Source organism: Sphingomonas sp. IBVSS2, assembly GCF_002127225.1.
In the GTDB taxonomy this organism is placed as follows: domain Bacteria; phylum Pseudomonadota; class Alphaproteobacteria; order Sphingomonadales; family Sphingomonadaceae; genus Sphingomonas.
In genome coordinates this window covers 499,027-523,621 of record NZ_NFUR01000001.1, presented here as the reverse complement: position 1 = coordinate 523,621, position 24,595 = coordinate 499,027, and the positions used below count along the sequence as shown (strand labels likewise).

Sequence of the window (24,595 nt, the reverse complement as noted above, 5' to 3'; positions counted from 1 at the left end):
GCTCAGGGCCGAGCCAGTGCCTCGGCGATCAGCGTGCGGCTGTTCTCGATCCCGTAGAGCGCGATGAAGCTGCCCATGCGCGGCCCCTGCTCGCTGCCCAGCAAGGTCTCGTAGAGCGCCTTGAACCAGTCGCGCAGGCTGGCGAACGCATCGGTCTTGCCGATCTCGTAGACGATGTTCTGGATATCCTCGGCCGAGGCATCCTCCGGCAGCGCCGCGAGCTGTGCGTCGAGCTGGCGCAGGGCCTGCGCCTCCGCCGCGGTCGGCGCGCGGCGCCGCAGCGTCGGCTCGACGAAGTCGCGGGCATAGCGGATGGCATAGCCCACCATCCGGTCGAGTTCGGGATGGCTCTCGGGCGAGAGATCGGGCGAATAGCGGCGCAGGAATCCCCAGATCGTCTCGCGATTGCCCACGCCCGGCAGGCTGACCAGGTTGAGCAGCAGCCCGAAGGTCACCGGCAGCGTCTCGGCCGGCACCTGGCCATTGTGGATGTGGTGCACCGGGTTACCGAGCTGCTGAGCGATCTCCTGCGCCGGATAATTGGCGCGGAACTGCCAATATTCCTCGATCGCGCGCGGGATCAGCCCCAGATGCAGCGACTTGGCCTTTTTCGGCTCGCGATAGATGTAGAAGGCTAGGCTCTCGTCCGGGCCATAGGTCAGCCATTCCTCGATCGACAGGCCGTTGCCCTTGGTCTTGGAGATCTTCTCGCCCTTGGCGTCGAGGAACAGCTCGTAGATCAACCCCTCGGGCCGCTTGCCGCCCAGCACCTGGGCGATCCTGCCGCTCTGCACGCCGCTGTCGATCAGGTCCTTGCCGTACATCTCGTAATCGACGCCGAGCGCCGCCCAGCGCATGCCCCAGTCGGGCTTCCACTGGAGCTTGGCCTGGCCGCCGAAGATCGACTGCTCGATCGTCTCGCCTTCGTCGGTGAAGCGGATGAGGCCCGCCTCGGCATCCACCACCTCGACCGGCACCTGCAGCACCACGCCCGACTTCGGGCTCACCGGCAGCACGGGCGAATAGGTCGCCTGGCGCTCGGCGCGCAGCGTCGGCAGCATCACGTCCATGATCGCGGAATAGTTGCGCAGCACCGCGCGCAGCTTCTCGTCGAAGCGACCGCTCGCGTAATAGTCGGTCGAGGAGGCGAACTCATATTCGAAGCCGAAGCGATCGAGGAACTCGCGCAGCATCGCATTGTTGTGCGCGGCGAAGCTTTCATATTTCTCGAAGGGATCGGGGACGCGCGACAGCGGCTTGCCGAGATTGGCGGCAAGCAGCGCCTGGTTCGGCACATTGTCCGGCACCTTGCGGAGGCCGTCCATGTCGTCGCTGAACGTGACGAGCCGCGTCGCCAGCCCGGTCATTTCTTCATAGGCGTGGCGCACCATGGTGGTGCGCAGCACTTCCTGGAAGGTGCCGATATGCGGCAGGCCCGACGGGCCGTAGCCGGTCTCGAACAGCATCGGCGATCCGTCGGGCTTGCCCTCCGGATAGCGTTTCACCAGCTTGCGCGCCTCTTCATAGGGCCAGGCCTTGGAGTCGAGCGCGGCGGCGCGCAGTGCGTTCGTATCGGTCATAACCGCGCGCCTCTAGCGGAGACGGGCGCGCGGGGCCAGCGCCGCGGCGAATCCGGCCTCCCGCACCGCGCGGGAGGCCGGCGCCGGGATCAGGGGAACACCTTGTCCTGCGGGCACAATATGCCCGACGACACGGTGAGGTGGGTCCAGCGATAGTCGAGATAGGCGCCCGAATAATGGTCGTCATTGTTGAAATCGACGTCGCCATGATAGCGGCCCGTCGGGATGACCTCGTTGGTGCCCGACTTCACGATCATGAATTCGTACATCAGGTCCCAGAGCAGCCAGACGCGCGTGCCCGAGGCGGGCGGATCGACGTTGAACTGGATGGTGGAGGTCTGCTTGTCGTTGATCGTCACCGAATGCGAGAGCGTGGCGCTCACCCCCGCGCTGACGCCGCCGCCGGAGAAGCCCATCTGCACGGTGAGCGATTCGCTGTCGGTGGTCGAGATGCCATGCTCATAGGCCCAGCTCTTCTGCAGGTGCGTGCCCGGATAGAGATGGGTGAAGGTGCCGGGCACCAGCTTCCAGAATTTGCGCAGCACCAGCTGGTGCGGCTGCGGGGCGCTGTTGTCCCACCAGTTGTTCAGGCGCGGCCAGCCCGAATCGCGCGGCTCGTCCCACACATTGTCCTGGTAGTTGGCGTTGTCGGCATCGGCATAGATGACGAGTGGCTTGGTGATGCGCACCATCTCGATCGGATCGGTCTGGGCCGGCGGCGACCAGTCGGTGCTGTCGATGCCGGGAAAGGGCGGAAGGGTATCGGACATGAGAATTCTCCCCGTGGGAAAGGATGTACGGATCTTTTCTTTTCTGGGGCCGCCCGGCGCGGGGCCTTGGGCGGGTGCGACTCGCCGGAGCATTAGGCGAACGTCGGCGGCCGGACTCAGTCCCATATGGAACTGATCGCGCGATAATTCGCAGCCGATCGATGCGCCCGGCCGAGAAGCTCCGAAGACATGCCGCCGGGGCGCTGCCGGCCGGGACGGCACCGCAAGGTGAAATGTTTCCGGGCAAGGCCCTTCACTTTGCGCCCCGGCTGGCGCTAGGAGGAAGGGAACGAAAGGCGTACATGCTGCCCTATCCCGCCCTCCACGCCAGCCATGGCGGCGTCTGGCTCGCCACGCCCGAGGGCGAATGCCGTGCCATGAGCCGGGGCGAGGCGATCCGGCTCGCGGCGGACACGCCGGTGGTCCTGCTCAATGCGCCGCTGGTCGGGCAGCGGCTCGGCTATGCGGAGCTTTCCGGCCTCGACCTGCTCGAGCTGTTCGCCTTTCTCCGTCCCGCCCGCTTCATGGTGCCGACGCCCAAGGGGCTCGCCCGCGCCACCGGGCTCGAAGCGCCTGCGAGCGATGCGGAGGTCGCGCCGTTCCTGCGCCGGGCGGCCCAGGCCCTGCTCGCGATCGCCGAGGGGGACTGGCCCGAGCGCGAGGGCGCATGGCATGCGGCGCAGTCGCTGTTCCGCCTGCGCTGGCCCTGGGCGCCCATCGTCTCCCAGGCGATCGCCAAGCCCGAGCGTGCCGAGCGCTGGCTCTTCTCGAGGCTGCCCGAATGGAACGAGCAGCCTCCGCGCGTGCCGCCGCGCATCGTGACGCTGAGCGATGCGGATGTCGCCGAGCGCCTTGCCCGCCTCACCGGCAGCGCCGCCGAGCGCCGCCAGGGCCAGCGCGACTATGCCGCCGCCGCGGCGGGTGCCTTCGCCCCGCGCGACATGCGCGAATCGCCCAATCTGGTCCTGGCCGAGGCGGGCACCGGCATCGGCAAGACGCTTGGCTATCTCGCGCCCGCCTCGCTCTGGGCCGAGCAGGCGGGGGGCGCAGTGTGGGTGTCGACCTTCACCAAGGCGCTGCAACGCCAGCTCGGCCATGAGGGCGAGCGGCTCGTCCCCGATCCCGAGCTGCGCAGGAGGAAGATCGTCACGCGCAAGGGGCGCGAGAACTATGCCTGCCTGCTCAACCTGGAGGACGCGCTGCAAGGCGGATTTGCTGGCCGGGCGGCGATCCTGGCGCAGCTGGTGGCGCGCTGGGCCGCCTATACCGCGGATGGCGACATGATCGGCGGCGACCTGCCCGGCTGGCTCCCCACCCTGTTCCGCCGCAACGGCTCGACGGCGCTCACCGATCGGCGCGGCGAGTGCATCTATGCCGGCTGCCCGCATTATCGGAAATGCTTCATCGAACGTGCCGCCCGCGCCTCGGCGGATGCGGATATCGTCATCGCCAACCATGCGCTGGTGATGGTCAATGCGGCGCGCGGCCGAGAGACGGCGAATCGCCCCACCCGCTATGTGTTCGACGAGGGGCATCACCTGTTCGATGCGGCCGATGCGATGTTCGCCGCCGCGCTCACCGGGCAGGAAGCGATCGAGATCCGTCGCTGGGTGACGGGTCCCGAATCGGGTTCGAGGGGCCGCCGCCGGGGCTTGGCGGCGCGCCTCTCGGACGTCGCCAGCTATGACGAGGAGGGCGGCCGGGCGATCGCCGAAGCCGTGGATGCCGCCCGTGCGCTGCCGAGCGACGGCTGGCTCCAGCGCCTGAACGAAGGCGAGCCCTTCGGCCCGGTCGAGCATCTCCTCGCCGCGGTGCGCGGGCTGGTCTATGCCCGCGACGTCAATGGCGCCGCCGAAGCCGGCTATGGGCTGGAGACCGAGCTGGCCGAGCCCGATGCCGCCCTGGTCGAGGCGGCCGGCCCCGCCGGCGAGGCGCTCGACGCGCTGCTCCGCCCGCTCGTCCATCTCGGCCGCCGGCTCGAAGCGGTGCTGACCGAGGCGCCCGACTGGATGGACGGCCCGGCCCGTGCCCGGATCGAAGGCGCCGTCGCCTCGCTCGGCTGGCGCGCCGATACGGTGGGCGCCTGGCTAGCGCTGATCGCGCGGATCGGCGGCCCGGCCGATCCGGCCTTCGTCGATTGGCTCGCGGTCGATCGAGTCGAGGGGCGCGAATATGATGTCGGGCTCCATCGCCATTGGCTCGATCCTTCCAAGCCCTTTGCCGAGACGGTGCTCAAGCAGGCGCATGGCGCGCTGGTCACGTCGGCGACCCTGCGTGCCGGCGGCGACTGGGAGGTGGCGGAGGCACGGTCGGGCGCCGTCCATCTCATGCGCCCCGCCCAGCGTTTCGAGGCGGCGAGCCCGTTCAACTATGCCGAGCAGGCCGAGGTGCTGATCGTCACCGACGTGAAGCGCGGCGACATGCCCGCGCTGGCCAATGCCTATGCCCGGCTGGCACTCGCGGCCGAGGGTGGCACGCTGGGGCTGTTCACGGCGATCCGGCGGCTGCGTGCCGTCCATGCGCGAATCGCCGACCGGCTGGCGCGCGAGGGGCTGCCGCTGCTTGCCCAGCATGTCGATCCGATCGACACCGGTACGCTCGTCGACATCTTCCGCGACGATCCGCGCGCCTCGCTGCTCGGCACCGATGCGCTGCGGGACGGGGTGGACGTGCCGGGCGATTCGCTGCGGCTGGTGGTGATGGAGGGCATTCCCTGGCCCAAGCCGACCGTGCTCCATGCCGCGCGGCGGCTGGCCGGGGGCGGCACCGCCTATGACGACCGGCTCGTCCGGGCGCGACTCGCCCAGGCATTCGGTCGGCTGATTCGCCGCGCCGACGATCGCGGCACCTTCGTGCTGCTCTCCGCCGCCAGCCCCTCGCGCCTGCTCGACGCCTTTCCGGCAGGCACGCGGGTGACGCGCGTCACGCTTGATCAGGCAGTCGAACGCGTGCGGCTTTCCTTGGCCGCCAAGCTGGGGCAAGAGGCCCCCGCGAACGCCTGACCGGGGATTCCATGAAGACGCTCACGCTGCTGCGCCACGCCAAGTCGGGATGGGACGATCCGGTCGCGCGCGATTTCGATCGGCCGCTCAATCCCAAGGGACAGCGCGCCGCCGCGATGATGGGGCGGCACCTCAAGGCCGAGGGGCTGGAGTTCGATCACGTCCTCGCTTCGCCCGCTGTGCGCGTGGTCGAGACGCTGGCCCAGGTCGCCACCGGCTATGGTTGCGAGCTGGCGCCGCATTGGGACCAGCGGCTCTACCTTGCTTCGGCCGCCACGCTGCTCGATCTGGTGCACGAGCTGCCCGATGGGGCCGGCCGGGTGCTGTTCTCGGGGCATAATCCCGGACTGGAAGAGCTGGTGCTGCTGCTGGCGGGCGCGAATGCGCTGCGCGCTTCGGTTGCGATGAAGTTTCCCACGGCGAGCCTGGCGGAGATGCGCTTCGATGTGGCGCATTGGGCCGATGTGAAGCCGGGCAAGGGCGAACTGGTACGCTTCACGCGTCCCCGTGACCTCGATCCCACGCTGGGGCCGGACTACAAATAGGCCGCCATCGGCATGGTGGTTCGGAGGCTTCCGGGTGGGGCCCCATATTCTGAACCATCATCCCCGCGAAAGTGCGGACCCGTTTCGCCTGCCCTCCGCAAATAGATCGGTGCGGATGGAACCGGCACGGCTCCTTCGCTCCGGGGGATTCAGCTGAAGCTTGGGGGCGCCGGGTGCAGCGCTCAGCTGTCCTCGTCCAGCGCCCGGGCGAGCGAATCGCGGACGGTCTTCAGGCCCCGCTTGTCTCCGCCGCCCACGCCCGGGCTGGTTCCCGCCGCCGCGCGCGCGGCGCGGCTGCCCTTCTCGGCCGCGAGCAGCTTCTGCACGCCGCGGATGGTGTAGCCATGGTTGGAGAGCAGGTCGTGGATCCGCCGCACCAGCGCCACGTCCTCGGCGCGATAATAGCGCCGATTGCCCGCCCGGGTGAGGGGGCGCAGCTGGGGGAAGCGGGTTTCCCAATATCTCAGGATGTGCTGGGGGCGCCCGATCTCCTGGGCAAGCTCCCCTATCGTCCTCAGCGCGCCAGCAGCCTTCTCGGCCCCCGGCATTCCGGCTTCCCTCAGCCGGCCGAGACGATGCGGTCGCGCATCATCTGGCTTGCTCGGAAAGTCAGCACCCGGCGGGGCGCGATCGGCACCTCGACGCCGGTCTTGGGATTGCGGCCCACGCGCTCGCCCTTGTCGCGCAGGATGAAGCTGCCGAAGCCGGAGATCTTCACGTTCTCGCCCTTGGCCAGCGCCTCGCACATATGGCTCAGGATCTGCTCGACCAGCCGCGCGGCGTCGGCGCGCGAAAGACCCACCTCGCGATGCAGCGATTCGGCAAGATCGGCCCTGGTCAGCGTGCCCGCAGCCATCATGCGGCAACTCCCCCTTGCGTTCTACTGTGTCGAGTCGGTCGTATCAGATTGTTTCGACACAGCAAACGGGAACATTGAGGCTCCGGAACGATTATCTTCGTTTTTTCGCAGCTATCAGAAACGCACCACTGCGGCGCCCCAGGTGAAGCCGCCGCCCATCGCCTCCAGCACCAGCAGGTCTCCCCGGCGGATGCGGCCGTCGCGCACCGCGGTGTCCAGCGCGAGCGGCACCGAAGCGGCGGAGGTGTTGGCATGCTGGTCGACGGTGACGATCACCTTCTCGGCCGGAAGGTCGAGCTTGCGGGCCGTCGCGTCGAGGATGCGGGCATTGGCCTGGTGCGGCACCACCCAGTCGACGTCGCCGGGCTGGAGCCCGGCGGCGGCGAGCGATTCCTGCATCACCGAGGCGAGGTTGACCACGGCGTGGCGGAACACCTCGCGGCCCTTCATGCGCAGCTTGCCGACGGTCTGGGTGGTGGAGGGGCCGCCATCGACATAGAGCAGCTCGTTGTAGCGGCCGTCCGCGTGCAATCTGGTCGAGAGGATCCCGCGCTCGCCGGCATCGGCCGGATCCTGTGCCTCGAGCACGATCGCGCCGGCACCGTCGCCGAACAGCACGCAGGTCGCGCGGTCCTCCCAGTCGAGGATACGGCTGAACGTTTCGGCGCCGATCACCAGCGCCCGCTTGTGGACGCCCGCGCGCAGCATCGAATCGGCGACCTGCACGGCGTAGAGGAAGCCCGAGCAGACCGCGGCGACGTCGAACGCCACGCAGTCCTGGATGCCGAGCGCGGCCTGCACCTTGGTGGCGGTCGCCGGGAAGGTCTGGTCGGGCGTCGCGGTGGCGAGCACGATCAGGTCGATATCCGCGGCGGCGATGCCGGCATTGGCCAGCGCGGCCTTGCTCGCCTCGGCCGCCAGCGTGCCGGTGGTCTCGTCGGGCCCCGCGATGTGCCGGAAGCGGATGCCCGTGCGCTCGACGATCCACTCGTCGCTCGTGTCCACTTCCTGGGCGAGTTCGGCGTTGGAAACGCGGCGGGGCGGCAGGGCGGAACCAGTGCCGATGATGACGGAACGCAGGGTCATCTTGAGGTGTCTACGCCGCCTTTGCTTCGAAGTTCCCGAGGTCCTCGGCGATGCGGCGATTGAGATCGTCGCGCAGCATCTTGGCCGCGAAGCCGATCGCGGTGTCGACGCCGAGTTCGTTGGCGCTGCCATGGCTCTTCACGACGATGCCGTTGAGGCCGAGGAAGACGGCGCCATTATGGTTGTTGGGATCGAGATGCGTGCGCAGCAGCTCGGTCGCCGGCCTGGAGATCAGGAAGCCGATCTTCGAGCGAGTCGAGCTGGAGAAGGCGCGCTTGAGCAGGTCCGCCACGAACCGTGCGGTACCCTCCACCGTCTTCAACGCGATATTGCCCGAGAAGCCGTCGCACACGATCACGTCGACATCGCCGCGCGAGAGCTTGTTGCCCTCGATGAAGCCGCGGAAATCGAGGCGCAGATGCTCGGCGGCGCGCAGCTCGGCCGCGGCTTCGCGGATCGAGTCGGTGCCCTTCATTTCTTCGGTGCCGATGTTGAGCAGCGCGACGCGGGGATTCTCCAGGTCGAGCGCGGTGCGCGCATAAGCGGCGCCCATCACCGCGAACTGGACGAGGTTGCGCGCATCGACCTCGGTGTTGGCGCCGAGATCGAGCATCACCGTGTCGTTCTCGCCCAGCGTCGGCATCAGCGCCGCGAGCGCGGGGCGATCGATTCCGGGCATGGTCCGCAGCGACAGCTTGGCCATCGCCATCAGCGCGCCGGTATTGCCCGAGGAGACGGCCGCGCCGGCCTGCCCCTTCTTCACCAGGTCGATGGCGATCCCCATCGACGTGGTCTTGGCACGCCGAATCGCCGCGCTCGGCTTCTCTTCCGAGGCGACGACGTCCGGTGCATGGACGATTTCGGAGGCGGCCGTCAGGTTCGGGTGGTTCTTCAGACCCTCGCGGATCTGCGCCTCGTCTCCGACGAGGATGAACTCCATGCCTTCGAACCGGCGGCGCGCGCGGGCGACACCGGCGAGCATGACCGCAATTCCCTCGTCACCGCCCATCGCATCGACGGCGATTCGAGAGGAATTCGTCATACCCGCATGCCCCCGCGCGATTCGGCCCAATCGTTGCCGATCAGTCTTCGGCCGAAACGATCTCGCGGCCGTTATAGTGGCCGCACGAACCGCACAGCACGTGCGGACGCTTCAGCTCGCCACAGTTCGGGCACTCCTGGAACGCCTGGGGCGTCAGAGCGTCGTGAGCGCGACGCATGCCACGCCGCGACGGCGTAGTCTTTCTCTTGGGAACGGCCATTTCGGCACCTTCTAACGAAACCAAAGTCAAAATCGCGATACGCCCGCATGGCCCAGCGGGCAAGCGACGGAAGATCCGGCGCTCGCCGGACCAGCGGACGGTCACGAAAGCGAGTGCGCGCGTATAGCGATTCTTGCAGGGGAAGCAAGGGAGTGTAGGAGGAAGCCTCTGGAGGGGACTCTTCTATATGCTCATTCTTCCCGTGACGCTCTGCACCGCCGGCGCCGCCGCCGTGGTCAATTTCTGGCTGGGCCTGCGAATCGGCAGGCTCCGCATGTCCGAGAAAATCTTCATCGGCGATGGCGGCGACGATCGGCTGGTCCGCCGCATGCGCGCGCAACTGAACTTCGCCGAATATGTGCCGCTGATCCTCGTCCTGCTCGCGCTGGTCGAACTGGCGGCGGGGACCAGCATCTGGCTGTGGGGCGTCGGCGCGGCGCTGATCCTCGGCCGCGTCCTCCACGCCTTCGGCATGGACGGCTGGGGCCTGGGCCGCCGCATCGGCATCGCGCTCACCATGCTGACGATGCTCGGCCTCGCCGCCTATGGCATCTATCTCGGCAGCCAGTACCGTGCGGCGCCCGCCACGGTCTTCAAGATCGGACCGAAGGGCTAGGCCTTCGCCAGCACCGAATTGGCGACGAACGGATTGGTCTTCCGTTCGTGGCCGAAATTGCTGAGCGGCCCGTGCCCCGGCACGAACACCGTCGCGTCGCCGAGCGGCCAGAGCCGGCCGGTGATCGCGTCGATCAGGTCCTGGTGGTTGCCCATCGGGAAGTCGGTGCGGCCGATCGAACCCTGGAACAGGACGTCGCCGACACAGGCGAACTGCGATTCGGGATGGTGGAACACGACATGGCCCGGCGTGTGGCCGGGGCAGTGATAGACATCGAGGGTCAGCTTCCCCACGGTCACCTGGTCGCCATTGGCCAACCAGCGATCCGGCTCGAACACGGTGCCGCGGATGCCGTAGGTGCGCCCGTCCTCGTCGAGCCGGGCGATCCAGAACCGGTCCGCTTCGTGCGGTCCCTCCAGCGGCACGCCCAGTTCCTTGGCGAACTCGCCCGCGGCGCCGCAATGATCGATATGGCCATGCGTCACGAGGATCTTCTCGATGGTCACGGCCTGTTGCTTCGCGGCGGCGCGCAGCTTCTCCAGGTCGCCGCCCGGATCGACAAAGGCGCCGCGCATCGTTTCGGTACACCACAGGAGCGTGCAGTTCTGCTGAAGCGGAGTGACCGGGATCACCGCGGCGCGCATCGGGGGATTCGACATGGCGCGGAGATAGGCGCGGCCGCCTGCCGCGGCAACACGGGCTTGCCGTGGCAGCCGCGGGGCTGCATGCGGGAGCCGGCATGACCCTGCCCGATACTCCCTTCGTGCTGCTCGACGATGCCCGCCCGGGTGGCGCGGGCGCGCGCCTCTATCATGGCGTGCGGGAAATCGTCCGTGCAGATGCGCCCGGCGACGTGGCGGATGCGCTGGACGGGCTGCGCGATGGCGCGGGCCATGTCGCCGGGGTGCTGAGCTATGAAGCCGCCTCCGGCCTCGAGCCGCGGGCAGCGACGCGAGAGATGCCGCCCCCCTGCCTGTGGTTCGGCAGATTCGCCGAGCGGGCGCAGGTGGATCCTGCTGCGCTGCTCCCGGATCCGGCGGGCGCCTGGGCCGGCACGCCGGTCCCGGGCATCACCCGCGCCGACTATCAAGGGCAGTTTGCCCGCGTCGCCGACTATATAAGAGCCGGCGACATCTATCAGGCGAACCTCACCTTTCGCGCGCAGGTGCCCTTTGCCGGGCACCCCGCGGCGCTCTACGCGCTGCTGCGGTCGCGCGCGCGCGCGGGCTATGGTGCGCTGATCTTCACCGGCGCGCGCTGGATCCTCTCCTTCTCGCCCGAGCTTTTCTTCACGTTCGACCGGACCGGCCTCGCCGTGAAGCCGATGAAGGGCACCGCGCGCCGCGGCGCCACGCCGGCCGAGGACGATGCCCTCGCCGCGCACCTCGCCGCAGATCCCAAGCAACGCGCCGAGAATCTGATGATCGTCGACCTCATGCGCAACGATCTCGCCCGCATCGCGCGGCCTGGGACAGTGCGCGTGCCGGCATTGTTCGCAATCGAGCGCTATCCGACCGTCCACCAGCTGGTCTCCACCGTCACCGCCGAGCCGGCACGGGGCGTCACCGCGGTGGACGCGCTTGCCGCCCTTTTCCCCTGCGGCTCCGTCACCGGTGCGCCCAAGCTACGCGCGATGGAAGTGATCGCCGAGGTCGAGCGGGACGCCCGCGGCGTCTATACCGGCGCGATCGGCGCGATCGAGCCGGACGGCTCCGCCCTGTTCAACGTCGCGATCCGCACGCTGACGATCGAAACGGGTGCGGATCGCGCGCTGCTCGGGTTAGGATCGGGCGTGGTTGCCGATTCGAACGCTGCCGAGGAATGGGACGAGTGCCTGGCCAAGGGCGCGTTCGTCACGTCCGGCGAGGTGCCGTTCGACCTGATCGAGACGATGCGCTTCGATCCGCTGGCCGGCCTGCCGCTGCTCGAGCGGCATCTCGCGCGGATGAAGGCGAGCGCCAGGACGTTCGGCTTCGAGTTCGATCGCCATGCGGCGCGCAACGAACTGCAGGCCGCCACTTTCCGTCTGCGCGCGCCCGCGCGCGTGCGGCTGCTGCTCGCGCCCTCGGGCGCCATCGCCATCGGCATCGCGCCGCTGCCCGAGGCACCGGCCGGCCCGGTGCCGGTCGCGATCGCCCCGCGGAAAGTCGCGCCGGACGACTTCCGCCTGGCGCACAAGACCAGCCGCCGGGCTTTCCATGACGAAGCACGCCGCGATTCGGGCACCTGGGAAGTGCTGTTCACCGATGCGGAAGGCTATCTGACCGAGGGCAGTTTCACGTCGATCTTCGTCGAGCGGGGCGGCATGCTCGTCACCCCGCCCGCCGCACGCGGCCTGCTCCCCGGCGTGCTGCGCGCCGAGCTTATCGAGACCGGCCGCGCGGTGGAAGGCGATCTCACGCCGGCCGATCTGGCGGGTGGCTTCTATGTCGGCAATGCGCTGCGGGGACTGGTTTCAGCGGTAACGGTTGCGGAGGCCGCGAGCCCGGTCCTATAGGCGCGCCGTCTCCCATATCGGAAAAGGCGCCTTTCATGCAGACCTCGGCCGCGCTCAATCGCATCCAGCCCTCCGCCACGCTCGCGATGACGAGCCGGGTGTTCGAGCTGAAGCGCCAGGGAATCGACGTGATCGGCCTCGGCGCCGGCGAGCCCGATTTCGATACGCCCGATTTCGTCAAGGAAGCGGCGATCGAGGCGATCCGCGCCGGCAAGACCAAATACACCAATGTCGACGGCACGCCCGAGCTGAAGCAGGCGATCGCGGCCAAATATGCGCGCGACAACGGCCTCGCCTATGCCGAGAACCAGATCAGCGTGAATTCGGGCGGCAAGCACACCTTGTTCAACGCCTTTTGCGCGACGATCGACCCGGGCGACGAGGTCGTGATCCCGGCGCCCTATTGGGTCAGCTATCCCGACGTGGTCGAGTTCGCCGGCGGCAAGCCGGTGTTCATCGCCGCCGGGGCCGCCGAGGGCTACAAGATCAAACCCGCGCAGCTCGAGGCGGCGATCACCGCGAAGACCAAGTGGGTCGTGCTCAACTCGCCGTCGAACCCGACCGGCGCCGCCTATAACGCTGCCGAGTTGAAGGCGCTGGGCGAAGTGCTCGAGCGGCACCCGCATGTGCTGATCTATGCCGACGACATGTACGAGCACATCCTGTACGACGGCTTCGAATTCGCGACGATCGCGCAGGTTTGCCCGGCGCTCTACGATCGCACCCTGACGGCCAATGGCGTGTCCAAGGCCTATGCGATGACCGGCTGGCGCATCGGCTATGCGGGCGGGCCCGCCTGGCTGATCAAGGCGATGGGCAAGCTCCAGTCGCAATCGACCTCGAACCCGTCGAGCATCAGCCAGGCGGCTTCGGTCGCGGCGCTGAACGGCGACCAGGGCTTCCTCAAGGATCGCGTCGCCGCCTTCCAGGGCCGCCGCGATCTGGTCGTGTCGATGCTCAACCAGATCAACGGCATGCATTGCCCGCGTCCGGAAGGCGCCTTCTACGTCTATCCCGAGTTCAGCCAGCTGATCGGCAAGACCACGCCCAAGGGCCAGGTGATCGCCACCGACGAGGAAATGGTCGGCTATCTGCTCGACGAGGCGCGGGTGGCCGCGGTGCATGGCGGGGCGTTCGGCTTCTCGCCGGCGCTGCGGATCAGCTATGCGACTTCGGAGGCCTTGCTCACCGAAGCGTGCGGCCGAATCCAGGAAGCCTGCGCGGCCTTGCGCTGAGGGCGAACAAGCCCGACATTGCGGCCATGCTCAAATGGTCGCTCTCCGTTGCCGCGCTTCTCGGAGCCGCGCTGTTCCTTGCGCCCGGCGCGCTTTCGGGCGCCGGGGTGGTCGAGCGCGCGGTGCCGGTGCCCGTCCCCGCGCTCGACGTGAAGCCGAGCAAGGGCGAGCAGGTCGCGGTGCTCGCCGGCGGGTGCTTCTGGGGGATGGAAGCCGTCTTCCAGTCGGTGAAGGGCGTGCATTCGGTGACGTCGGGCTATGCGGGCGGCACCGCCGGCACCGCCACCTATGCCCAGGTCTCGACCGAGAAGACCGGCCATGCCGAAGCGGTGCGGATCGCCTATGATCCGCGGAAGGTCAGCTACGGCACGCTGCTGCGCATCTATTTCTCGGTCGCGCACGATCCGACGCAGTTGAACCGCCAGGGCCCGGATCGCGGCCCCTCCTATCGCTCCGCGATCTTTCCGCAGGACGAGGAGCAGCGCCGGGTGGCGGCCGCCTATATCGAGCAGCTGACCAGGGCAAAGGCCTTTCCCCGTCCGATCGTGACCAGACTGGAGAGCGGCAGCTTCTATCCGGCCGAGGCCTATCACCAGGACTTCTTCTGGCGGAACCCCACCCATCCCTATATCGTGCGCTGGGACAAGCCCAAGGTCGCGGCGTTCCGCAACGCCTATCCGCTGCTGGTGAACTAGCCGCCGTCCCGCGCTCGCCTCAGATCAGCCCCAGCCCGGCCAGTTCGCCCATCAGCGCGGGCGGCAGTGCGTCGAGCCCCGCACCCGCTTCGCCTAGATCGGGCGGCGCGTCCTTCGCTTCGAGATACCGCCAGCCCTGATGCGCGCGCTTGGGGCGGGCGGCGACCAGGATCAGGCGCGGCTCCATCAGGATCGCGGTGCGCCCGCCCTCGGCCTCGCCGAATCCGACGATCGGCGTGCGCCCGACCAATTGGTGCTTGAGGATCCAGAAAAGCGAGCCTTCCCCGCCGATCTCCTCGTGGCGCTTGGGGAGATAGCGGGTGGCGAGGCCCCAGGTGCCGCCGCGCGCGGCGAGGCGCTGGGCGAGATAGTCTACGGAGTCGCAGCCAAAGGCGACCTTGGTCAGATGGAGCGGGGTCGGATGGAGTGGCACGCGATCAATCTGGTGCGCGCGGGCGCCGCAATCAACCGACCAGGCCGCTGGCGGTGGCGAGGCCCAGAAAGGCCAGGAAGCCCATCGAATCGGTCGTCATGGTCACGAAGATCGAGCTGGCGACGGCGGGGTCGGCCTTCAGCCGGTCGAGCGTGAGCGGCACGATCACGCCGGCCAGTCCCGCGATCACGATATTGGTGAGCATGGCGGCCGCGATCACGCCGCCCAGCGCAGCATGGTGGAAGAACAGCCCCACCGCGGCGCCGATCACGCAGGCGACGGTCAGGCCGTTGAGGACCGCGATCGAGATCTCGCGCCGGATCGCGCGCAGGGTATTCGACTGAGTCAGCTGGTTGGTCGCCAGCGCGCGCACCGTCACCGCCATGGTCTGGGTGCCGGCATTGCCGCCCACGCCGGCGACGATCGGCATCAGCGCGGCCAGCGCGACCATCTTCTGGATCGTGCCTTCGAACAGGCTGATGATCGTCGCCGCCACCAGCGCGGTCAGCAGGTTGGTGAGCAGCCAGCGTACCCGGCCCTTGTAGCTGTCGACCACCGGTTCGTTGATGTCGCCTTCGCCGGCGCCCGACAGTCGGAGAATGTCCTCGCCCGCCTCTTCGGAGATGATGTGGACCACGTCGTCCACCGTGATCATGCCGACCAGGCGCCCGCTGGGATCGGTGACCGCGGCCGAGATCAGCGCGTATTTCTGGAAGCGCAGCGCCACTTCCTCCTGGTCCATGTCGACCGGGATCAGCGTCTGCTCGCGTTTCATCACATCGCCCATCGAGACGACGCGCGGCGTGCGCAGCACCCAGGAGAGCTGGCAGGTGCCGACCGGCTTGTGCGCCGGATCGACCACGAAGATCTCCCAGAAATCGGTAGTGAGGTCCTCGTTCTTGCGCAGATAGTCGAGCACGTCGCCGACGGTCCAATGCTCGGGCACCGCGATCAGCTCGCGCTGCATCAGGCGGCCGGCGGACTCCTCGGGATAGGAGAGCGCTTCCTCGATCGCGGCGCGGTCGTCCGGGTCGAGCGCGCGCAGCACTTCGCGCTGGTCCTCGACATCCATGTCCTCGATGATCGCGACGGCGTCGTCGGTATCGAGTTCGGCGGCGATGTCCGCCACCTGGGTGGCGGTGAGCGATTCGACCAGGGCCTCGCGCACCCAGTCGTTCATCTCGGCGAGCACGTCGCCGTCGATCAGGTCGGCGATCGCGGCGACGAGCGCCGCGCGTTCCTCGGTGGGGGCGAGCTCGACCAGGTCGGCGATGTCGGCGGGATGGAGCGGTTCGGCGAGCGCGTGCGCACGGGCGGAATCGCCGGCATGGACGGCATCGAGCACCGCATGGACGAACTCGGGGCGCAGCCGGTCGTCCTCGTCGAGCTGGGGCTCGGGGGCGCTGCTATCCATTTGAAGTTCGGTCTCGCTCAAGGTTCGACCTCCCTTGTCGGCCCCCATCCGCCGCTGCCATTGCCGGGCGCGATTTGCAAGTCGCCGGAAGCCCGCCTAGGCAGGGCGCAAATCCTTCTCAGGAGTCAATTCGTGTCCGAACCCACCAAGCTCGTCATGACCCTCGATACCGGCGATGTGCACATCCAGCTGCGCCCCGATCTCGCCCCCCAGCATGTCGAGCGCATCGCCACTCTCGCCGATGAGGGTTTCTATGACGGGGTGATCTTCCACCGCGTGATCGACGGCTTCATGGCCCAGGGCGGCGACCCCACCGGCACCGGCACCAGCGGCTCGAAGCTGCCCAACCTGCCGGCCGAGTTCAGCCGCGAGCCGCATGTCCGCGGCGTCTGCTCGATGGCGCGCACCATGGACCCGAACAGCGCCAACTCGCAGTTCTTCATTTGCCTCGACGATGCCACTTTCCTCGACGGCCAGTACACCGTCTGGGGCGTGGTGACCGAAGGCATGGAGCATGTCGACGCGCTTCCCAAGGGCGAGCCGCCGCGCAATCCGGGCAAGATCGTCAAGGCGCGGACCGAGGCGTAAGGCCTTCCGATCCCCCTCCCTTCCAGGGAGGGGAATTGCGATGCCCTACTCGACCCGGTCGGCGTGGAGCACTTCGATCAGCCAGTCGTGGAACAGCTTGACCGGCCGCGTGGTCAGCGCGCGCGGCCGGCAAACGAACCAGTAGCTGTAGTCGCTGTCCACGGTCAGGTCGAAGAGCTGGACGAGCCGGTCGTCGCGCGCCGCCTCGAAATGCGATTCGAGCATGAAGGCGACGCCCAGCCCCTGCGCCGCCGCTTCGAGCATCAACGTGCCCGAATCGAAATGGTCGATCGCCGCGGGTTCGATCTCCAGGTGCGAGAGCCCCGCCGCGGCGCGCCAGGCGGTGAACGTGTCCGCCATGTCGCGGTGCACCAGCGCGGTGAGCTTCGAAAGCTGCTCGGGCCGGGTGATCGGATCGGGGCCCTCCACCAGCGCGCGCGCGCCGATCACATAGACGCGGTTCCGGTCGAGCCGCTTGGCGTAGAGCGTCGGATCGATGTCGCGCGCCACCACGATCGCCGCGTCGAGCCCGTCGCCGAGCCGTGCCACGGCGTGCGCGCCGGTATCGACGTCGAGATGCAGTTCGGGATGCTCGCGCTTCAGGTCGCCCATGTGCGGCATCAGCCGCTGCGTCGCGAACAGCGGCAGGATGCCCAGGCGCAGGCGCAGCAGCTCGGTGCCGCTGGTCATCGTCTCCACCGCGTCGGCCATGGTGTCGAGCGCCGGCGCGATCATGCCGAGCAGCCGTTCGCCATCGTCGTTGAGGCGCAGCGCCTGATGGCGGCGCTCGAACAGCGGCTTGCCGATGAAGCGCTCGAGCGCCTGGACGCGACGGCTCAGCGCCGGGGAGGAGAGCGCCAGCTCCTCCGCGGCGGCCTTGATCGAGCCGAGCCGCGCCACCTGCACGAAAGCTTCGATCGCCGTAAGCGGGGGTAGTCGTCGCATCTCGCTCTCTTTTGTTGCGCTGCGTCACGATCCTTGGCGTGCGATTCGCGCGCCGCCAATGGCTTCCGTCACTCGAACGCGACTATCGTTGTACACACGCGCGATTGCAAGCCATGCACGCGTTAATGTTTCTTTTCGCACTTGCACAAAAACCGACCGCACTGCACAAAGCACCTGCCTTTCAGGCATCCTCTCCTAAAACTTTCCCGGCCGGTCCTCGTGATCGGCCTTTTTTTTGTGCAATCGATCCCCCACGTTCCGCGTCTCACACGCCTGGGGAGAACGATAGGATGGCGGACGAAGAAGGGCAGCCCGCCAGGCTGCAGGTTGCCAATGCCCGGCCCGAGGACAGTGGCCGGGGCCTCGCGCATCTGCCGCGCGCGCTGATGGCGCGGCTCGGCCTTGCCGAAGGCGATGTGATCGAGATCGTCGGCAAGCGCGCCACCCCCGCGCTCGCCGTGCTGCCCTATGCCGAGGACGAGGGCCTCGAGATCCTGCGCATCGACGGGCTCCAGCGTGCCAATGCCGGCGCCAGCTCGGGCGATTTCGTCGAAGTGCGCAAGGCCGTGTCCAAGCCGGCGACGCGGGTGGTGTTCGCGCCCGCGCAGCAGAATCTGCGTCTCCAGGGCAGCGGCGAGGCGCTGAAGCGCGTCTTCTTCCAGCGCCCGCTGGCCCAGGGCGACGTCGTCGCCACCGCCGGCCAGCAGCGTGCCGACATCCCGCCCCAGGTCGCCCAGTTCCTCCGCGCCCCGGCCTATGCGCTGCAGGAGATCCGGCTCACCGTGGTCGCCGCGAGCCCCAAGGGCATCGTCCATATCGACGAGAATACCGAGGTGGAGCTGCGCCCCGAATATGAGGAGGCCGCGGGCGACGGCCGGCGCGCCGACGTCACCTATGACGATATCGGCGGCATGGCCGGCACGATCGACCAGCTGCGCGAGATGGTCGAGCTGCCGCTGCGCTATCCCGAGCTGTTCCAGCGTCTGGGCGTCGATCCGCCCAAGGGCGTGCTGCTGCACGGCCCGCCCGGCACCGGCAAGACGCGCCTCGCCCGTGCCGTCGCGAATGAATCGGACGCGCAATTCTTCCTGATCAACGGCCCGGAGATCATGGGTTCGGCCTATGGCGAATCCGAGAGCCGGCTGCGCCAGGTCTTCGAGGACGCAGCCAAGGCGGCCCCGTCGATCGTCTTCATCGACGAGATCGATTCGATCGCCCCCAAGCGCGGCCAGGTGTCGGGCGAGGCGGAGAAGCGCCTGGTCGCCCAGCTGCTCACGTTGATGGACGGGCTCGAATCGCGCGCCAACATCGTGGTCATCGCCGCGACCAACCGGCCCGACGCGATCGACGAAGCCCTGCGCAGGCCGGGCCGGTTCGACCGCGAGATCATCGTCGGCGTGCCCGACGAGCGCGGCCGCCGCGAGATCCTGGGCATCCACACGCGCGGCATGCCGCTGGGCGACAAGGTCGATCTCGGCGAGCTGGCGCGTACCACCTATGGTTTCGTCGGCGCCGACCTGTCCGCGCTCGCCCGCGAGGCGGCGATCGAGGCGGTGCGCCGGATCATGCCCAGGCTCAACCTGGCGGAAGGCACGATTCCACACGAGGTGCTCGATACGCTGTCGGTCACCCGCGAGGATTTCCTCGAGGCGCTGAAGCGCGTCCAGCCCTCGGCGATGCGCGAAGTGATGGTCGAGGCGCCGCGCGTCCGCTGGGAGGATGTCGGCGGGCTCGACGATGCGCAGATGCGGTTGAGGGAAGGCGTGGAGCTGCCGCTCAAGGATCCCGACGCCTTTCGCCGCCTCGGCATCCGCCCGGCCAAGGGGTTCCTGCTCTATGGCCCGCCCGGCACCGGCAAGACCTTGCTCGCCAAGGCGGTGGCGCGTGAGGCGGAGGCGAATTTCATCGCCACCAAGTCGAGCGACCTGCTGTCGAAATGGTATGGCGAGAGCGAGCAGCAGATCGCCCGGCTGTTCGCCCGCGCCCGCCAGGTCGCGCCCTGCGTGGTCTTCATCGACGAGCTCGATTCGCTCGTTCCCGCGCGCGGCGGCGGCCTGGGCGAGCCCCAGGCGACCGAGCGCGTGGTCAACACGATCCTCTCCGAGATGGACGGGCTCGAGGAGCTGCAGTCGGTGGTGGTGATCGGCGCGACCAACCGGCCGAACTTGATCGATCCCGCGCTGCTGCGCCCGGGGCGGTTCGACGAGCTGGTCTATGTCGGCGTGCCCGATGCCGCCGGGCGCGAGCGGATCCTGGAGATCCAGACCGAGAAGATGCCGCTCGCCGCGGATGTCGACTTGCGTTCGATCGCGGGGCGGACCGAGCGCTATACCGGCGCCGATCTGGAGGACGTGGTCCGCCGGGCCGGCCTGATCGCGCTTCGCCAGTCGCTCGACACGCGCGAAGTGACGATGGCGCATTTCGACGAGGCGCTCGCCGATTCGCGCGCCACGGTCACGCCGGAGATGGAGGAGGAGTATCAGGCGATGTCGGGCCGGCTGAAGCAGCAGGCCCTGGCGATCCAGCCGATCGGCTTCATCGCGCCCGGCATGCTGCGCGGGCACGGGCCGAAGGGCGCGGACTAGGCGGAAGCCCTGCCCTTGATCTCGGCGATGATGCCGTCGAAGAGCTCGAAATAGTTTCGTTCGAGTTCGTCGATGGAAAGGCCAAAGGCCGCGGTGGCGCAGGGAAGCGCAAGCTCCCGCGCCGCCGCCAGCCCGTCTTCCCGGAACAGGGGATGCAGGTCGGCAGCCGTGGCCAAATCGCCGGCATTGCGCATGCCGTAGTCGGCAACCCACAGGCAGTGGATCAAGCGTTCGCGCGGCGCGTGCGGCAACCCACCGGCGGCAACCCTCTTCTCGATGACCGCGTGCCCGGCTTCCAGCAGCCAGGTTTCATTGTCATCCGCGATCATCGGCCGTCCCCCTTCGGCTGGGATGCTCGCGTCGCCACCCAGGCATAGACCAGCAGGCATGCCAGCCATCCCGCCGCGGTCAGATAGGGCAGCGGCCGCCACAGTTCGTACAGGCCCACCCCGATCGACGGCCCGAGCACGAATGCCGCGCCGTTCACGGAGGTTACCTTGCCCGCCACCGATCCCTGCGATTCGGGGCCCACGCCAAGCGAGGCGCCGGCAGTGAAGCCCGGCCGCGCAAAGCCCATGCCGAGCGCGATCAGCGCATAGCCGAGCGCGATGCCGTAGAGCGTCGTCGCCGTGCCCGTCGCGACGCAGCCAAAGGCGCCCAGCGTCGCCCCCGTCAGCACCAGCGCGCGCGGGCGCAGGTCGAGCATCGGGATCAGCCCCCATTGCGCGAGCAGCGACGCGCCCGCGCCCAGCATCAGCACCAGCCCGGTGGGCTGCAGCGCCTCGGCCGGGGGCAGGTGCATCCGGTCGATGATCAGGAAGCCGATCGCCTGGCCGGTCATCGCCTGGGCGTGGCCGATGATCAGCCCCGCGACGATCCAGGGCCGAATGCGCGGGTCGAAATAGCGGATGTTCTCGCTGGTCTCGGCGGCGGTGGCGGCGGTCACCGTGGCGCCGGTGCCCTGTCCGCCGATCGAGGGATAGGAAGTGGCGGCGCCATGGGCGTTGCCCTCATCCTTGGGCAGGCCGCGCGCGGCGGCGATCCAGATCACCACGCCCACCGCGCTGGCGGCGAAGGCCGGTCCGGCCAGCCCGATCATCGGCCCCTCCGGCCAGAGCCGCCCCATCACCAGATAGGGCGCGATCGCCGGGCCCAGGATCGTGCCCAGCCCAAAGGCCGAGGCGAGCAGGGTGAGCGCGCCGGTCCGCTCCTCGCGGCTGGTGCGGCCGGCGACGATCGCCTGCACCGCCGGCGGCGCCGCCGATCCGAAGGTGCCGTAGATCACCCGCCCCGCGACAAAGGCGATGAAGGTGGCCACCGGGCCGAGCAGGCCGTTGATCCCCATGGCCAGGCACAGCCCGCACAGCCCCAGCGACACGGTGAAGCCGCCGACGCCCACCAATACCATCGCGCGCCGGCCATGCCGGTCGGACCGGTTGGCCCAGAAGGGCGCGGCGATCACCCAGAGCAGCGCGGAGACCGAGAAGACGGCGGCGACGGCGCTGTCCGGCGCGTGCAGCGAGCGGCCGAGCGCGGGCAGCACCGATTGCAGCGCGGTATTGCCGGCCGCTATCGCCAGCATCACGGTGAAGAGCAGCGCGAAGGTCCGGTCGAAGCGCCGGAACTTCATTTCCGCTCCCAGCTGTAGCTCCGCCCGATCGTGGCGACGTGGAGCATGTACCAGCCATACCAGCGCCCGCGCCCCGCCTCGCGCGTCTCGGCATGTTCGGGATGCTTGCGCCATGCGATCGCGCTGGCCTCGTCGGCCCAGTAGCTGATGGTGATCGCCTGGCCGTCCGCGTCGCCGACATGGTCGACGCCGCGATAGCCGGGCTGCTCGGCGGCGAGCGCGTCCATCGCCGCGGCGGCTATCGCATAGCCCTCGGCGTCTTCCCCCGTGCGCGCGGAGATGAACAGGACGGCGGTCTGCCCGGTACGATCCTCTGCCATGGCGGATTGGATTAGGCAGTTTGCGCGCGCAGGCAAACCCGCAACGACGTTTCGGGGCCCAACCCACCGTCACCCTGAACTTGCTTCAGGGTCCAACTCTCCCCCCAGCGATATCCGTCGCGGCACCTTGGATGCTGAAACAAGTTCAGCATGACGATGTGGGAATCGGCTGCCTGCTTCCCCTCCCGTGCATTTGTCCCTAGCCCCGCCCGATGATCACCGATTGGCAATTCTACGCGCTTGCCGTGCCCGCGGTAATCCTGCTCGGCCTCAGCAAGGGCGGGTTCGCCGGCATGGGCGCGCTGTCGCTGCCGCTCCTCGCCTTTGCGGTCGACCCGGTGCGGGCCGCCGCGATCACCCTGCCGATCCTGATCGCGCAGGACGTGGTCGGCGTCTGGGCGTTTCGCCGCACGGTCGACTGGCGGCTGCTCGGCTGGATGCTGCCCGGCTCGATGCTCGGCATCGCGCTCGGCTATGGGTTCGCGGCGAGCGTCTCCTCCGCGGCGGTGATGGCGATGGTCGGGGCGATCTCGATCCTGTTCGGCGCCTATCGCCTCCGGGCCGCCCGCCATGCCGCGCCGCGCGACACTGCGCGCTGGCCGGACTGGATCGGATCGCTGTTCGGCATGGCCTCGGGCTTCACCAGCCAGATCGCCCATGCCGGCCAGCCGCCCTTCCAGCTCTGGGTGCTGCCCCGCAACCTGCCGCGCGACGTGCTGGTCGGCACCACCGCGCTCTTCTTCGCGGCGACCAACTGGATCAAGGTGCCCGCCTATTGGGCGCTCGGCCAGTTCACCGCGGCGAACGTCATGACGTCGGCCGCGCTGCTGCCGCTCGCGCTGATCTCCACCATCGCCGGCGTCCGGCTGGTGCGCAGAGTCGATGCGGCGCGATTCTACACCGCGATCCATGTGCTGATGATCCTGGTCGGCCTCGCCCTCGTCGCCGAGGCGATCCGCTAGCTCAGTCGAACAGCGAGGAGACCGAGCTCTCGTCCGCGATGCGCTTGATCGCCTCGGCGAGCAGGGGCGCGATCGTCAGGTGGCGGATCTTGCTGCTCTCGGCGATCACGGCATGGTTGCCGATCGAATCGGTGATCACGAGCTCGGCCAGCGCCGATCCGTCGACGCGAGCCACGGCGCCGCCCGAGAGCACGCCGTGCGTGCAATAGGCGACCACGTCTTCGGCGCCCGAGGCCTTGAGCGCGGCGGCGGCGTTGCACAGCGTGCCCGCAGAATCGACGATGTCGTCGATCAGGATGCAGAAGCGCCCTTCGACATTGCCGATGATGTTCATCACTTCCGATTCGCCCGGGCGCTCGCGGCGCTTGTCGACGATGGCGAGCGGGGCGTTGTCGAGCCGCTTGGCCAGCGCGCGGGCGCGGACCACGCCGCCCACGTCGGGCGAGACGACCATCCACTGCTTGCCCGGGAAGCGGCTGTGGATGTCGGCGCTCATCACCGGGGCGGCGAAGAGATTGTCGGTCGGGATGTCGAAAAAGCCCTGGATCTGCCCGGCGTGCAGGTCGACCGAGAGCACGCGGTCGGCGCCCGCGGTGGTGACCAGGTTGGCGACCAGCTTGGCGGAGATCGGGGTGCGGGGGCCGGGCTTCCGGTCCTGGCGGGCATAGCCGAAATAGGGGAGCACCGCGGTGATGCGCCGGGCCGATGCGCGCTTCAGCGCATCGATCATGATCAGCATCTCCATCAGATTGTCGTTCGCCGGGAACGAAGTGGACTGCATCACGAACACGTCCTCGCCGCGGACATTCTCGAGGATCTCGACGAAGATCTCCTCGTCGGCGAAGCGGCGGACGTTCGCCTGGGTCAGCGGGATCTCGAGATACTCGGCGATCGCCTTGGCGAGCGGCAGGTTCGAATTGCCGGCCATCAATTTCATGTGCGCCACTCCCCAGGCTTGCTACGCTGCAGGCGCATTAGAGGCCAAAGGGCGGGGTTGAAAAGAGCAGATGGCACTTGTGCATGCAGAACCCGCGACGACTGTGACTTATGTGCTCGACGCCGATGCCCAGATAGCGGCGGCGCGCGCCAATCTCCGGCGCTATCTCCGTTCGCGCCGCGCCTGGATCCGGATGGGGGTCGGCCTGCTCCTCATGCTCGCCATCGGCGCGGTGCTCGGCTTGGCGCTTGGCGACGATCCGCTGTGGTGGATGCTGGTCTTCGCGGCCGAGCTGGTCGTGCTGCTCCTGCTGATCTACGGGCTCCTCTACCTGTTCCTGCCGCGCCGGATCCGGCGGCTGGTGTCCCAGAGCGCGATCTGGCAGCGCCCGGTCGAGGCCACCTGGTCCGCCGCCGGCATGTCGGCGCGCTCGGCGCACGGCGAGACCGAGCTCGCCTGGAGCGACTATCATGGCTGGCACGCCGCGCGTTCGGGCTTCTGCCTCTATTTCAACGACCAGCAATATCAGGTGATCCCGTCCTCCGCGCTGGCTGCGGGACAGGCGGAGGCGCTGCGCGCGATCCTGGAAGCATCGGGCCTGCGCCGCCTCTGAGCCGGTTTGCGCGCGCCGCGC

25 protein-coding genes are annotated in these 24,595 nt (G+C 68.5%); 10 read left to right on the top strand and 15 right to left on the bottom strand.

Annotated features, from left to right (window positions below; all coding sequences use genetic code 11):
- Window positions 1-2: 2 nt before the first annotated feature.
- Complete coding sequence (locus tag CAP40_RS02455; RefSeq protein WP_086127756.1) at window positions 3-1,580, bottom strand: lysine--tRNA ligase; 1,578 nt, start codon at window positions 1,578-1,580, stop codon at window positions 3-5.
- Window positions 1,581-1,669: 89 nt separating this feature from the next.
- Window positions 1,670-2,350 (bottom strand): hypothetical protein, encoded by a 681-nt coding sequence (locus CAP40_RS02450; RefSeq protein WP_086127755.1) that lies wholly within the window; start codon window positions 2,348-2,350, stop codon window positions 1,670-1,672.
- A gap of 302 nt (window positions 2,351-2,652) precedes the next feature.
- On the opposite strand from CAP40_RS02450, the gene CAP40_RS02445 reads away from it, so the two are divergent.
- Window positions 2,653-5,352 (top strand): ATP-dependent DNA helicase, encoded by a 2,700-nt coding sequence (locus CAP40_RS02445; RefSeq protein WP_086127754.1) that lies wholly within the window; start codon window positions 2,653-2,655, stop codon window positions 5,350-5,352.
- A gap of 11 nt (window positions 5,353-5,363) precedes the next feature.
- On the top strand, window positions 5,364-5,897 hold the full coding sequence (locus CAP40_RS02440) for a histidine phosphatase family protein (protein ID WP_086127753.1): 534 nt from the start codon (window positions 5,364-5,366) through the stop codon (window positions 5,895-5,897).
- A 182-nt stretch (window positions 5,898-6,079) separates the two neighbouring features.
- Here CAP40_RS02440 and CAP40_RS02435 read toward each other — a convergent pair whose 3' ends face one another.
- The 5 genes from CAP40_RS02435 to rpmF all read right to left on the bottom strand — a co-directional run bounded on the left by CAP40_RS02435 (window position 6,080) and on the right by rpmF (window position 9,104).
- Window positions 6,080-6,445: a MerR family transcriptional regulator gene (locus CAP40_RS02435; RefSeq protein WP_086127752.1), complete on the bottom strand. Its 366-nt coding sequence runs from the start codon at window positions 6,443-6,445 to the stop codon at window positions 6,080-6,082.
- Between the two features lie 11 nt (window positions 6,446-6,456).
- Window positions 6,457-6,756 carry an integration host factor subunit alpha gene (locus tag CAP40_RS02430; RefSeq protein WP_086127751.1) on the bottom strand — a complete coding sequence of 100 codons (300 nt, stop codon included), beginning with the start codon at window positions 6,754-6,756 and terminating at the stop codon, window positions 6,457-6,459.
- A gap of 114 nt (window positions 6,757-6,870) precedes the next feature.
- Window positions 6,871-7,842, bottom strand: coding sequence for a beta-ketoacyl-ACP synthase III (locus tag CAP40_RS02425; protein WP_086127750.1), 972 nt, complete (start codon window positions 7,840-7,842; stop codon window positions 6,871-6,873).
- A 10-nt stretch (window positions 7,843-7,852) separates the two neighbouring features.
- Window positions 7,853-8,884: a phosphate acyltransferase PlsX gene (plsX, locus tag CAP40_RS02420; RefSeq protein WP_086127749.1), complete on the bottom strand. Its 1,032-nt coding sequence runs from the start codon at window positions 8,882-8,884 to the stop codon at window positions 7,853-7,855.
- 40 nt (window positions 8,885-8,924) lie between these two features.
- Window positions 8,925-9,104, bottom strand: a complete 180-nt coding sequence (gene rpmF / locus CAP40_RS02415; RefSeq protein ID WP_086127748.1) for a 50S ribosomal protein L32 — start codon at window positions 9,102-9,104, stop codon at window positions 8,925-8,927.
- 187 nt (window positions 9,105-9,291) lie between these two features.
- Here rpmF and CAP40_RS02410 point away from each other — a divergent pair, with 187 nt between their 5' ends.
- Window positions 9,292-9,720, top strand: coding sequence for an MAPEG family protein (locus tag CAP40_RS02410; RefSeq protein ID WP_086127747.1), 429 nt, complete (start codon window positions 9,292-9,294; stop codon window positions 9,718-9,720).
- On the opposite strand, the gene CAP40_RS02405 is transcribed toward CAP40_RS02410, so the two are convergent.
- A complete protein-coding gene (locus CAP40_RS02405) occupies window positions 9,717-10,379 on the bottom strand; it encodes an MBL fold metallo-hydrolase (protein WP_086127746.1) in 663 nt (220 codons plus the stop codon). The two genes, CAP40_RS02410 and CAP40_RS02405, sit on opposite strands and share 4 nt — an antisense overlap.
- Before the next feature lie 80 nt (window positions 10,380-10,459).
- Here CAP40_RS02405 and pabB point away from each other — a divergent pair, with 80 nt between their 5' ends.
- Genes pabB through msrA form a run of 3 tightly spaced genes read left to right on the top strand, consistent with a single transcriptional unit; the run spans window position 10,460 to window position 14,147 of the window.
- On the top strand, window positions 10,460-12,217 hold the full coding sequence (pabB, locus tag CAP40_RS02400) for an aminodeoxychorismate synthase component I (protein ID WP_086127745.1): 1,758 nt from the start codon (window positions 10,460-10,462) through the stop codon (window positions 12,215-12,217).
- A 35-nt stretch (window positions 12,218-12,252) separates the two neighbouring features.
- Window positions 12,253-13,452, top strand: coding sequence for a pyridoxal phosphate-dependent aminotransferase (locus CAP40_RS02395; RefSeq protein ID WP_086127744.1), 1,200 nt, complete (start codon window positions 12,253-12,255; stop codon window positions 13,450-13,452).
- A gap of 26 nt (window positions 13,453-13,478) precedes the next feature.
- Window positions 13,479-14,147, top strand: a complete 669-nt coding sequence (gene msrA, locus CAP40_RS02390; RefSeq protein WP_086128411.1) for a peptide-methionine (S)-S-oxide reductase MsrA — start codon at window positions 13,479-13,481, stop codon at window positions 14,145-14,147.
- A gap of 19 nt (window positions 14,148-14,166) precedes the next feature.
- Here msrA and CAP40_RS02385 read toward each other — a convergent pair whose 3' ends face one another.
- Window positions 14,167-14,580 (bottom strand): DUF1489 family protein, encoded by a 414-nt coding sequence (locus CAP40_RS02385; RefSeq protein ID WP_179187854.1) that lies wholly within the window; start codon window positions 14,578-14,580, stop codon window positions 14,167-14,169.
- A 31-nt stretch (window positions 14,581-14,611) separates the two neighbouring features.
- Window positions 14,612-16,015, bottom strand: coding sequence for a magnesium transporter (gene mgtE / locus CAP40_RS02380; RefSeq protein WP_086127743.1), 1,404 nt, complete (start codon window positions 16,013-16,015; stop codon window positions 14,612-14,614).
- 135 nt (window positions 16,016-16,150) lie between these two features.
- Here mgtE and CAP40_RS02375 point away from each other — a divergent pair, with 135 nt between their 5' ends.
- Window positions 16,151-16,582, top strand: a complete 432-nt coding sequence (locus CAP40_RS02375; RefSeq protein WP_373384847.1) for a peptidylprolyl isomerase — start codon at window positions 16,151-16,153, stop codon at window positions 16,580-16,582.
- 45 nt (window positions 16,583-16,627) lie between these two features.
- On the opposite strand, the gene CAP40_RS02370 is transcribed toward CAP40_RS02375, so the two are convergent.
- A complete protein-coding gene (locus CAP40_RS02370) occupies window positions 16,628-17,527 on the bottom strand; it encodes a LysR substrate-binding domain-containing protein (RefSeq protein ID WP_086127741.1) in 900 nt (299 codons plus the stop codon).
- A gap of 290 nt (window positions 17,528-17,817) precedes the next feature.
- On the opposite strand from CAP40_RS02370, the gene CAP40_RS02365 reads away from it, so the two are divergent.
- A complete protein-coding gene (locus tag CAP40_RS02365; RefSeq protein ID WP_086127740.1) occupies window positions 17,818-20,112 on the top strand; it encodes a CDC48 family AAA ATPase in 2,295 nt (764 codons plus the stop codon).
- Here the strand turns inward: CAP40_RS02365 and CAP40_RS02360 are convergent.
- From CAP40_RS02360 to CAP40_RS02350, 3 genes are read right to left on the bottom strand one after another with little or no spacing between them, the layout of a single operon-like run.
- Window positions 20,109-20,441: a hypothetical protein gene (locus CAP40_RS02360; RefSeq protein WP_086127739.1), complete on the bottom strand. Its 333-nt coding sequence runs from the start codon at window positions 20,439-20,441 to the stop codon at window positions 20,109-20,111. The two genes, CAP40_RS02365 and CAP40_RS02360, sit on opposite strands and share 4 nt — an antisense overlap.
- A complete protein-coding gene (locus CAP40_RS02355; RefSeq protein WP_086127738.1) occupies window positions 20,438-21,742 on the bottom strand; it encodes an MFS transporter in 1,305 nt (434 codons plus the stop codon). The genes CAP40_RS02360 and CAP40_RS02355 overlap by 4 nt, the downstream gene beginning before the upstream one ends.
- Entirely contained in the window at window positions 21,739-22,062 is a 324-nt protein-coding gene (locus CAP40_RS02350) for an antibiotic biosynthesis monooxygenase (protein WP_086127737.1), read from the bottom strand. Before CAP40_RS02350 ends, CAP40_RS02355 begins: the two co-directional genes overlap by 4 nt.
- Before the next feature lie 212 nt (window positions 22,063-22,274).
- Here CAP40_RS02350 and CAP40_RS02345 point away from each other — a divergent pair, with 212 nt between their 5' ends.
- Window positions 22,275-23,024: a sulfite exporter TauE/SafE family protein gene (locus CAP40_RS02345; RefSeq protein ID WP_086127736.1), complete on the top strand. Its 750-nt coding sequence runs from the start codon at window positions 22,275-22,277 to the stop codon at window positions 23,022-23,024.
- Window position 23,025: 1 nt separating this feature from the next.
- Here CAP40_RS02345 and CAP40_RS02340 read toward each other — a convergent pair whose 3' ends face one another.
- Window positions 23,026-23,961, bottom strand: coding sequence for a ribose-phosphate pyrophosphokinase (locus tag CAP40_RS02340; RefSeq protein WP_086127735.1), 936 nt, complete (start codon window positions 23,959-23,961; stop codon window positions 23,026-23,028).
- Between the two features lie 70 nt (window positions 23,962-24,031).
- On the opposite strand from CAP40_RS02340, the gene CAP40_RS02335 reads away from it, so the two are divergent.
- Window positions 24,032-24,574, top strand: a complete 543-nt coding sequence (locus tag CAP40_RS02335) for a YcxB family protein (protein WP_086127734.1) — start codon at window positions 24,032-24,034, stop codon at window positions 24,572-24,574.
- The last annotated feature ends 21 nt before the right edge of the window (window positions 24,575-24,595 follow it).

Coding starts and splice junctions, on each gene's coding strand:
- CAP40_RS02450 (WP_086127755.1), bottom strand. CDS start 2,350: ATGTCCGATACCCTTCCGCCCTTTCCCGGCATCGACAGCACCGACTGG.
- CAP40_RS02335 (WP_086127734.1), top strand. CDS start 24,032: ATGGCACTTGTGCATGCAGAACCCGCGACGACTGTGACTTATGTGCTC.
- pabB (WP_086127745.1), top strand. CDS start 10,460: ATGACCCTGCCCGATACTCCCTTCGTGCTGCTCGACGATGCCCGCCCG.
- CAP40_RS02365 (WP_086127740.1), top strand. CDS start 17,818: ATGGCGGACGAAGAAGGGCAGCCCGCCAGGCTGCAGGTTGCCAATGCC.
- CAP40_RS02440 (WP_086127753.1), top strand. CDS start 5,364: ATGAAGACGCTCACGCTGCTGCGCCACGCCAAGTCGGGATGGGACGAT.
- rpmF (WP_086127748.1), bottom strand. CDS start 9,104: ATGGCCGTTCCCAAGAGAAAGACTACGCCGTCGCGGCGTGGCATGCGT.
- CAP40_RS02435 (WP_086127752.1), bottom strand. CDS start 6,445: ATGCCGGGGGCCGAGAAGGCTGCTGGCGCGCTGAGGACGATAGGGGAG.
- CAP40_RS02445 (WP_086127754.1), top strand. CDS start 2,653: ATGCTGCCCTATCCCGCCCTCCACGCCAGCCATGGCGGCGTCTGGCTC.
- CAP40_RS02345 (WP_086127736.1), top strand. CDS start 22,275: ATGATCACCGATTGGCAATTCTACGCGCTTGCCGTGCCCGCGGTAATC.
- CAP40_RS02350 (WP_086127737.1), bottom strand. CDS start 22,062: ATGGCAGAGGATCGTACCGGGCAGACCGCCGTCCTGTTCATCTCCGCG.
- CAP40_RS02375 (WP_373384847.1), top strand. CDS start 16,151: ATGACCCTCGATACCGGCGATGTGCACATCCAGCTGCGCCCCGATCTC.
- CAP40_RS02410 (WP_086127747.1), top strand. CDS start 9,292: ATGCTCATTCTTCCCGTGACGCTCTGCACCGCCGGCGCCGCCGCCGTG.
- CAP40_RS02395 (WP_086127744.1), top strand. CDS start 12,253: ATGCAGACCTCGGCCGCGCTCAATCGCATCCAGCCCTCCGCCACGCTC.
- msrA (WP_086128411.1), top strand. CDS start 13,479: ATGCTCAAATGGTCGCTCTCCGTTGCCGCGCTTCTCGGAGCCGCGCTG.
- CAP40_RS02425 (WP_086127750.1), bottom strand. CDS start 7,842: ATGACCCTGCGTTCCGTCATCATCGGCACTGGTTCCGCCCTGCCGCCC.
- plsX (WP_086127749.1), bottom strand. CDS start 8,884: ATGACGAATTCCTCTCGAATCGCCGTCGATGCGATGGGCGGTGACGAG.
- CAP40_RS02370 (WP_086127741.1), bottom strand. CDS start 17,527: ATGCGACGACTACCCCCGCTTACGGCGATCGAAGCTTTCGTGCAGGTG.
- CAP40_RS02455 (WP_086127756.1), bottom strand. CDS start 1,580: ATGACCGATACGAACGCACTGCGCGCCGCCGCGCTCGACTCCAAGGCC.
- CAP40_RS02340 (WP_086127735.1), bottom strand. CDS start 23,961: ATGAAATTGATGGCCGGCAATTCGAACCTGCCGCTCGCCAAGGCGATC.
- CAP40_RS02405 (WP_086127746.1), bottom strand. CDS start 10,379: ATGTCGAATCCCCCGATGCGCGCCGCGGTGATCCCGGTCACTCCGCTT.
- CAP40_RS02430 (WP_086127751.1), bottom strand. CDS start 6,756: ATGATGGCTGCGGGCACGCTGACCAGGGCCGATCTTGCCGAATCGCTG.
- CAP40_RS02360 (WP_086127739.1), bottom strand. CDS start 20,441: ATGATCGCGGATGACAATGAAACCTGGCTGCTGGAAGCCGGGCACGCG.
- CAP40_RS02355 (WP_086127738.1), bottom strand. CDS start 21,742: ATGAAGTTCCGGCGCTTCGACCGGACCTTCGCGCTGCTCTTCACCGTG.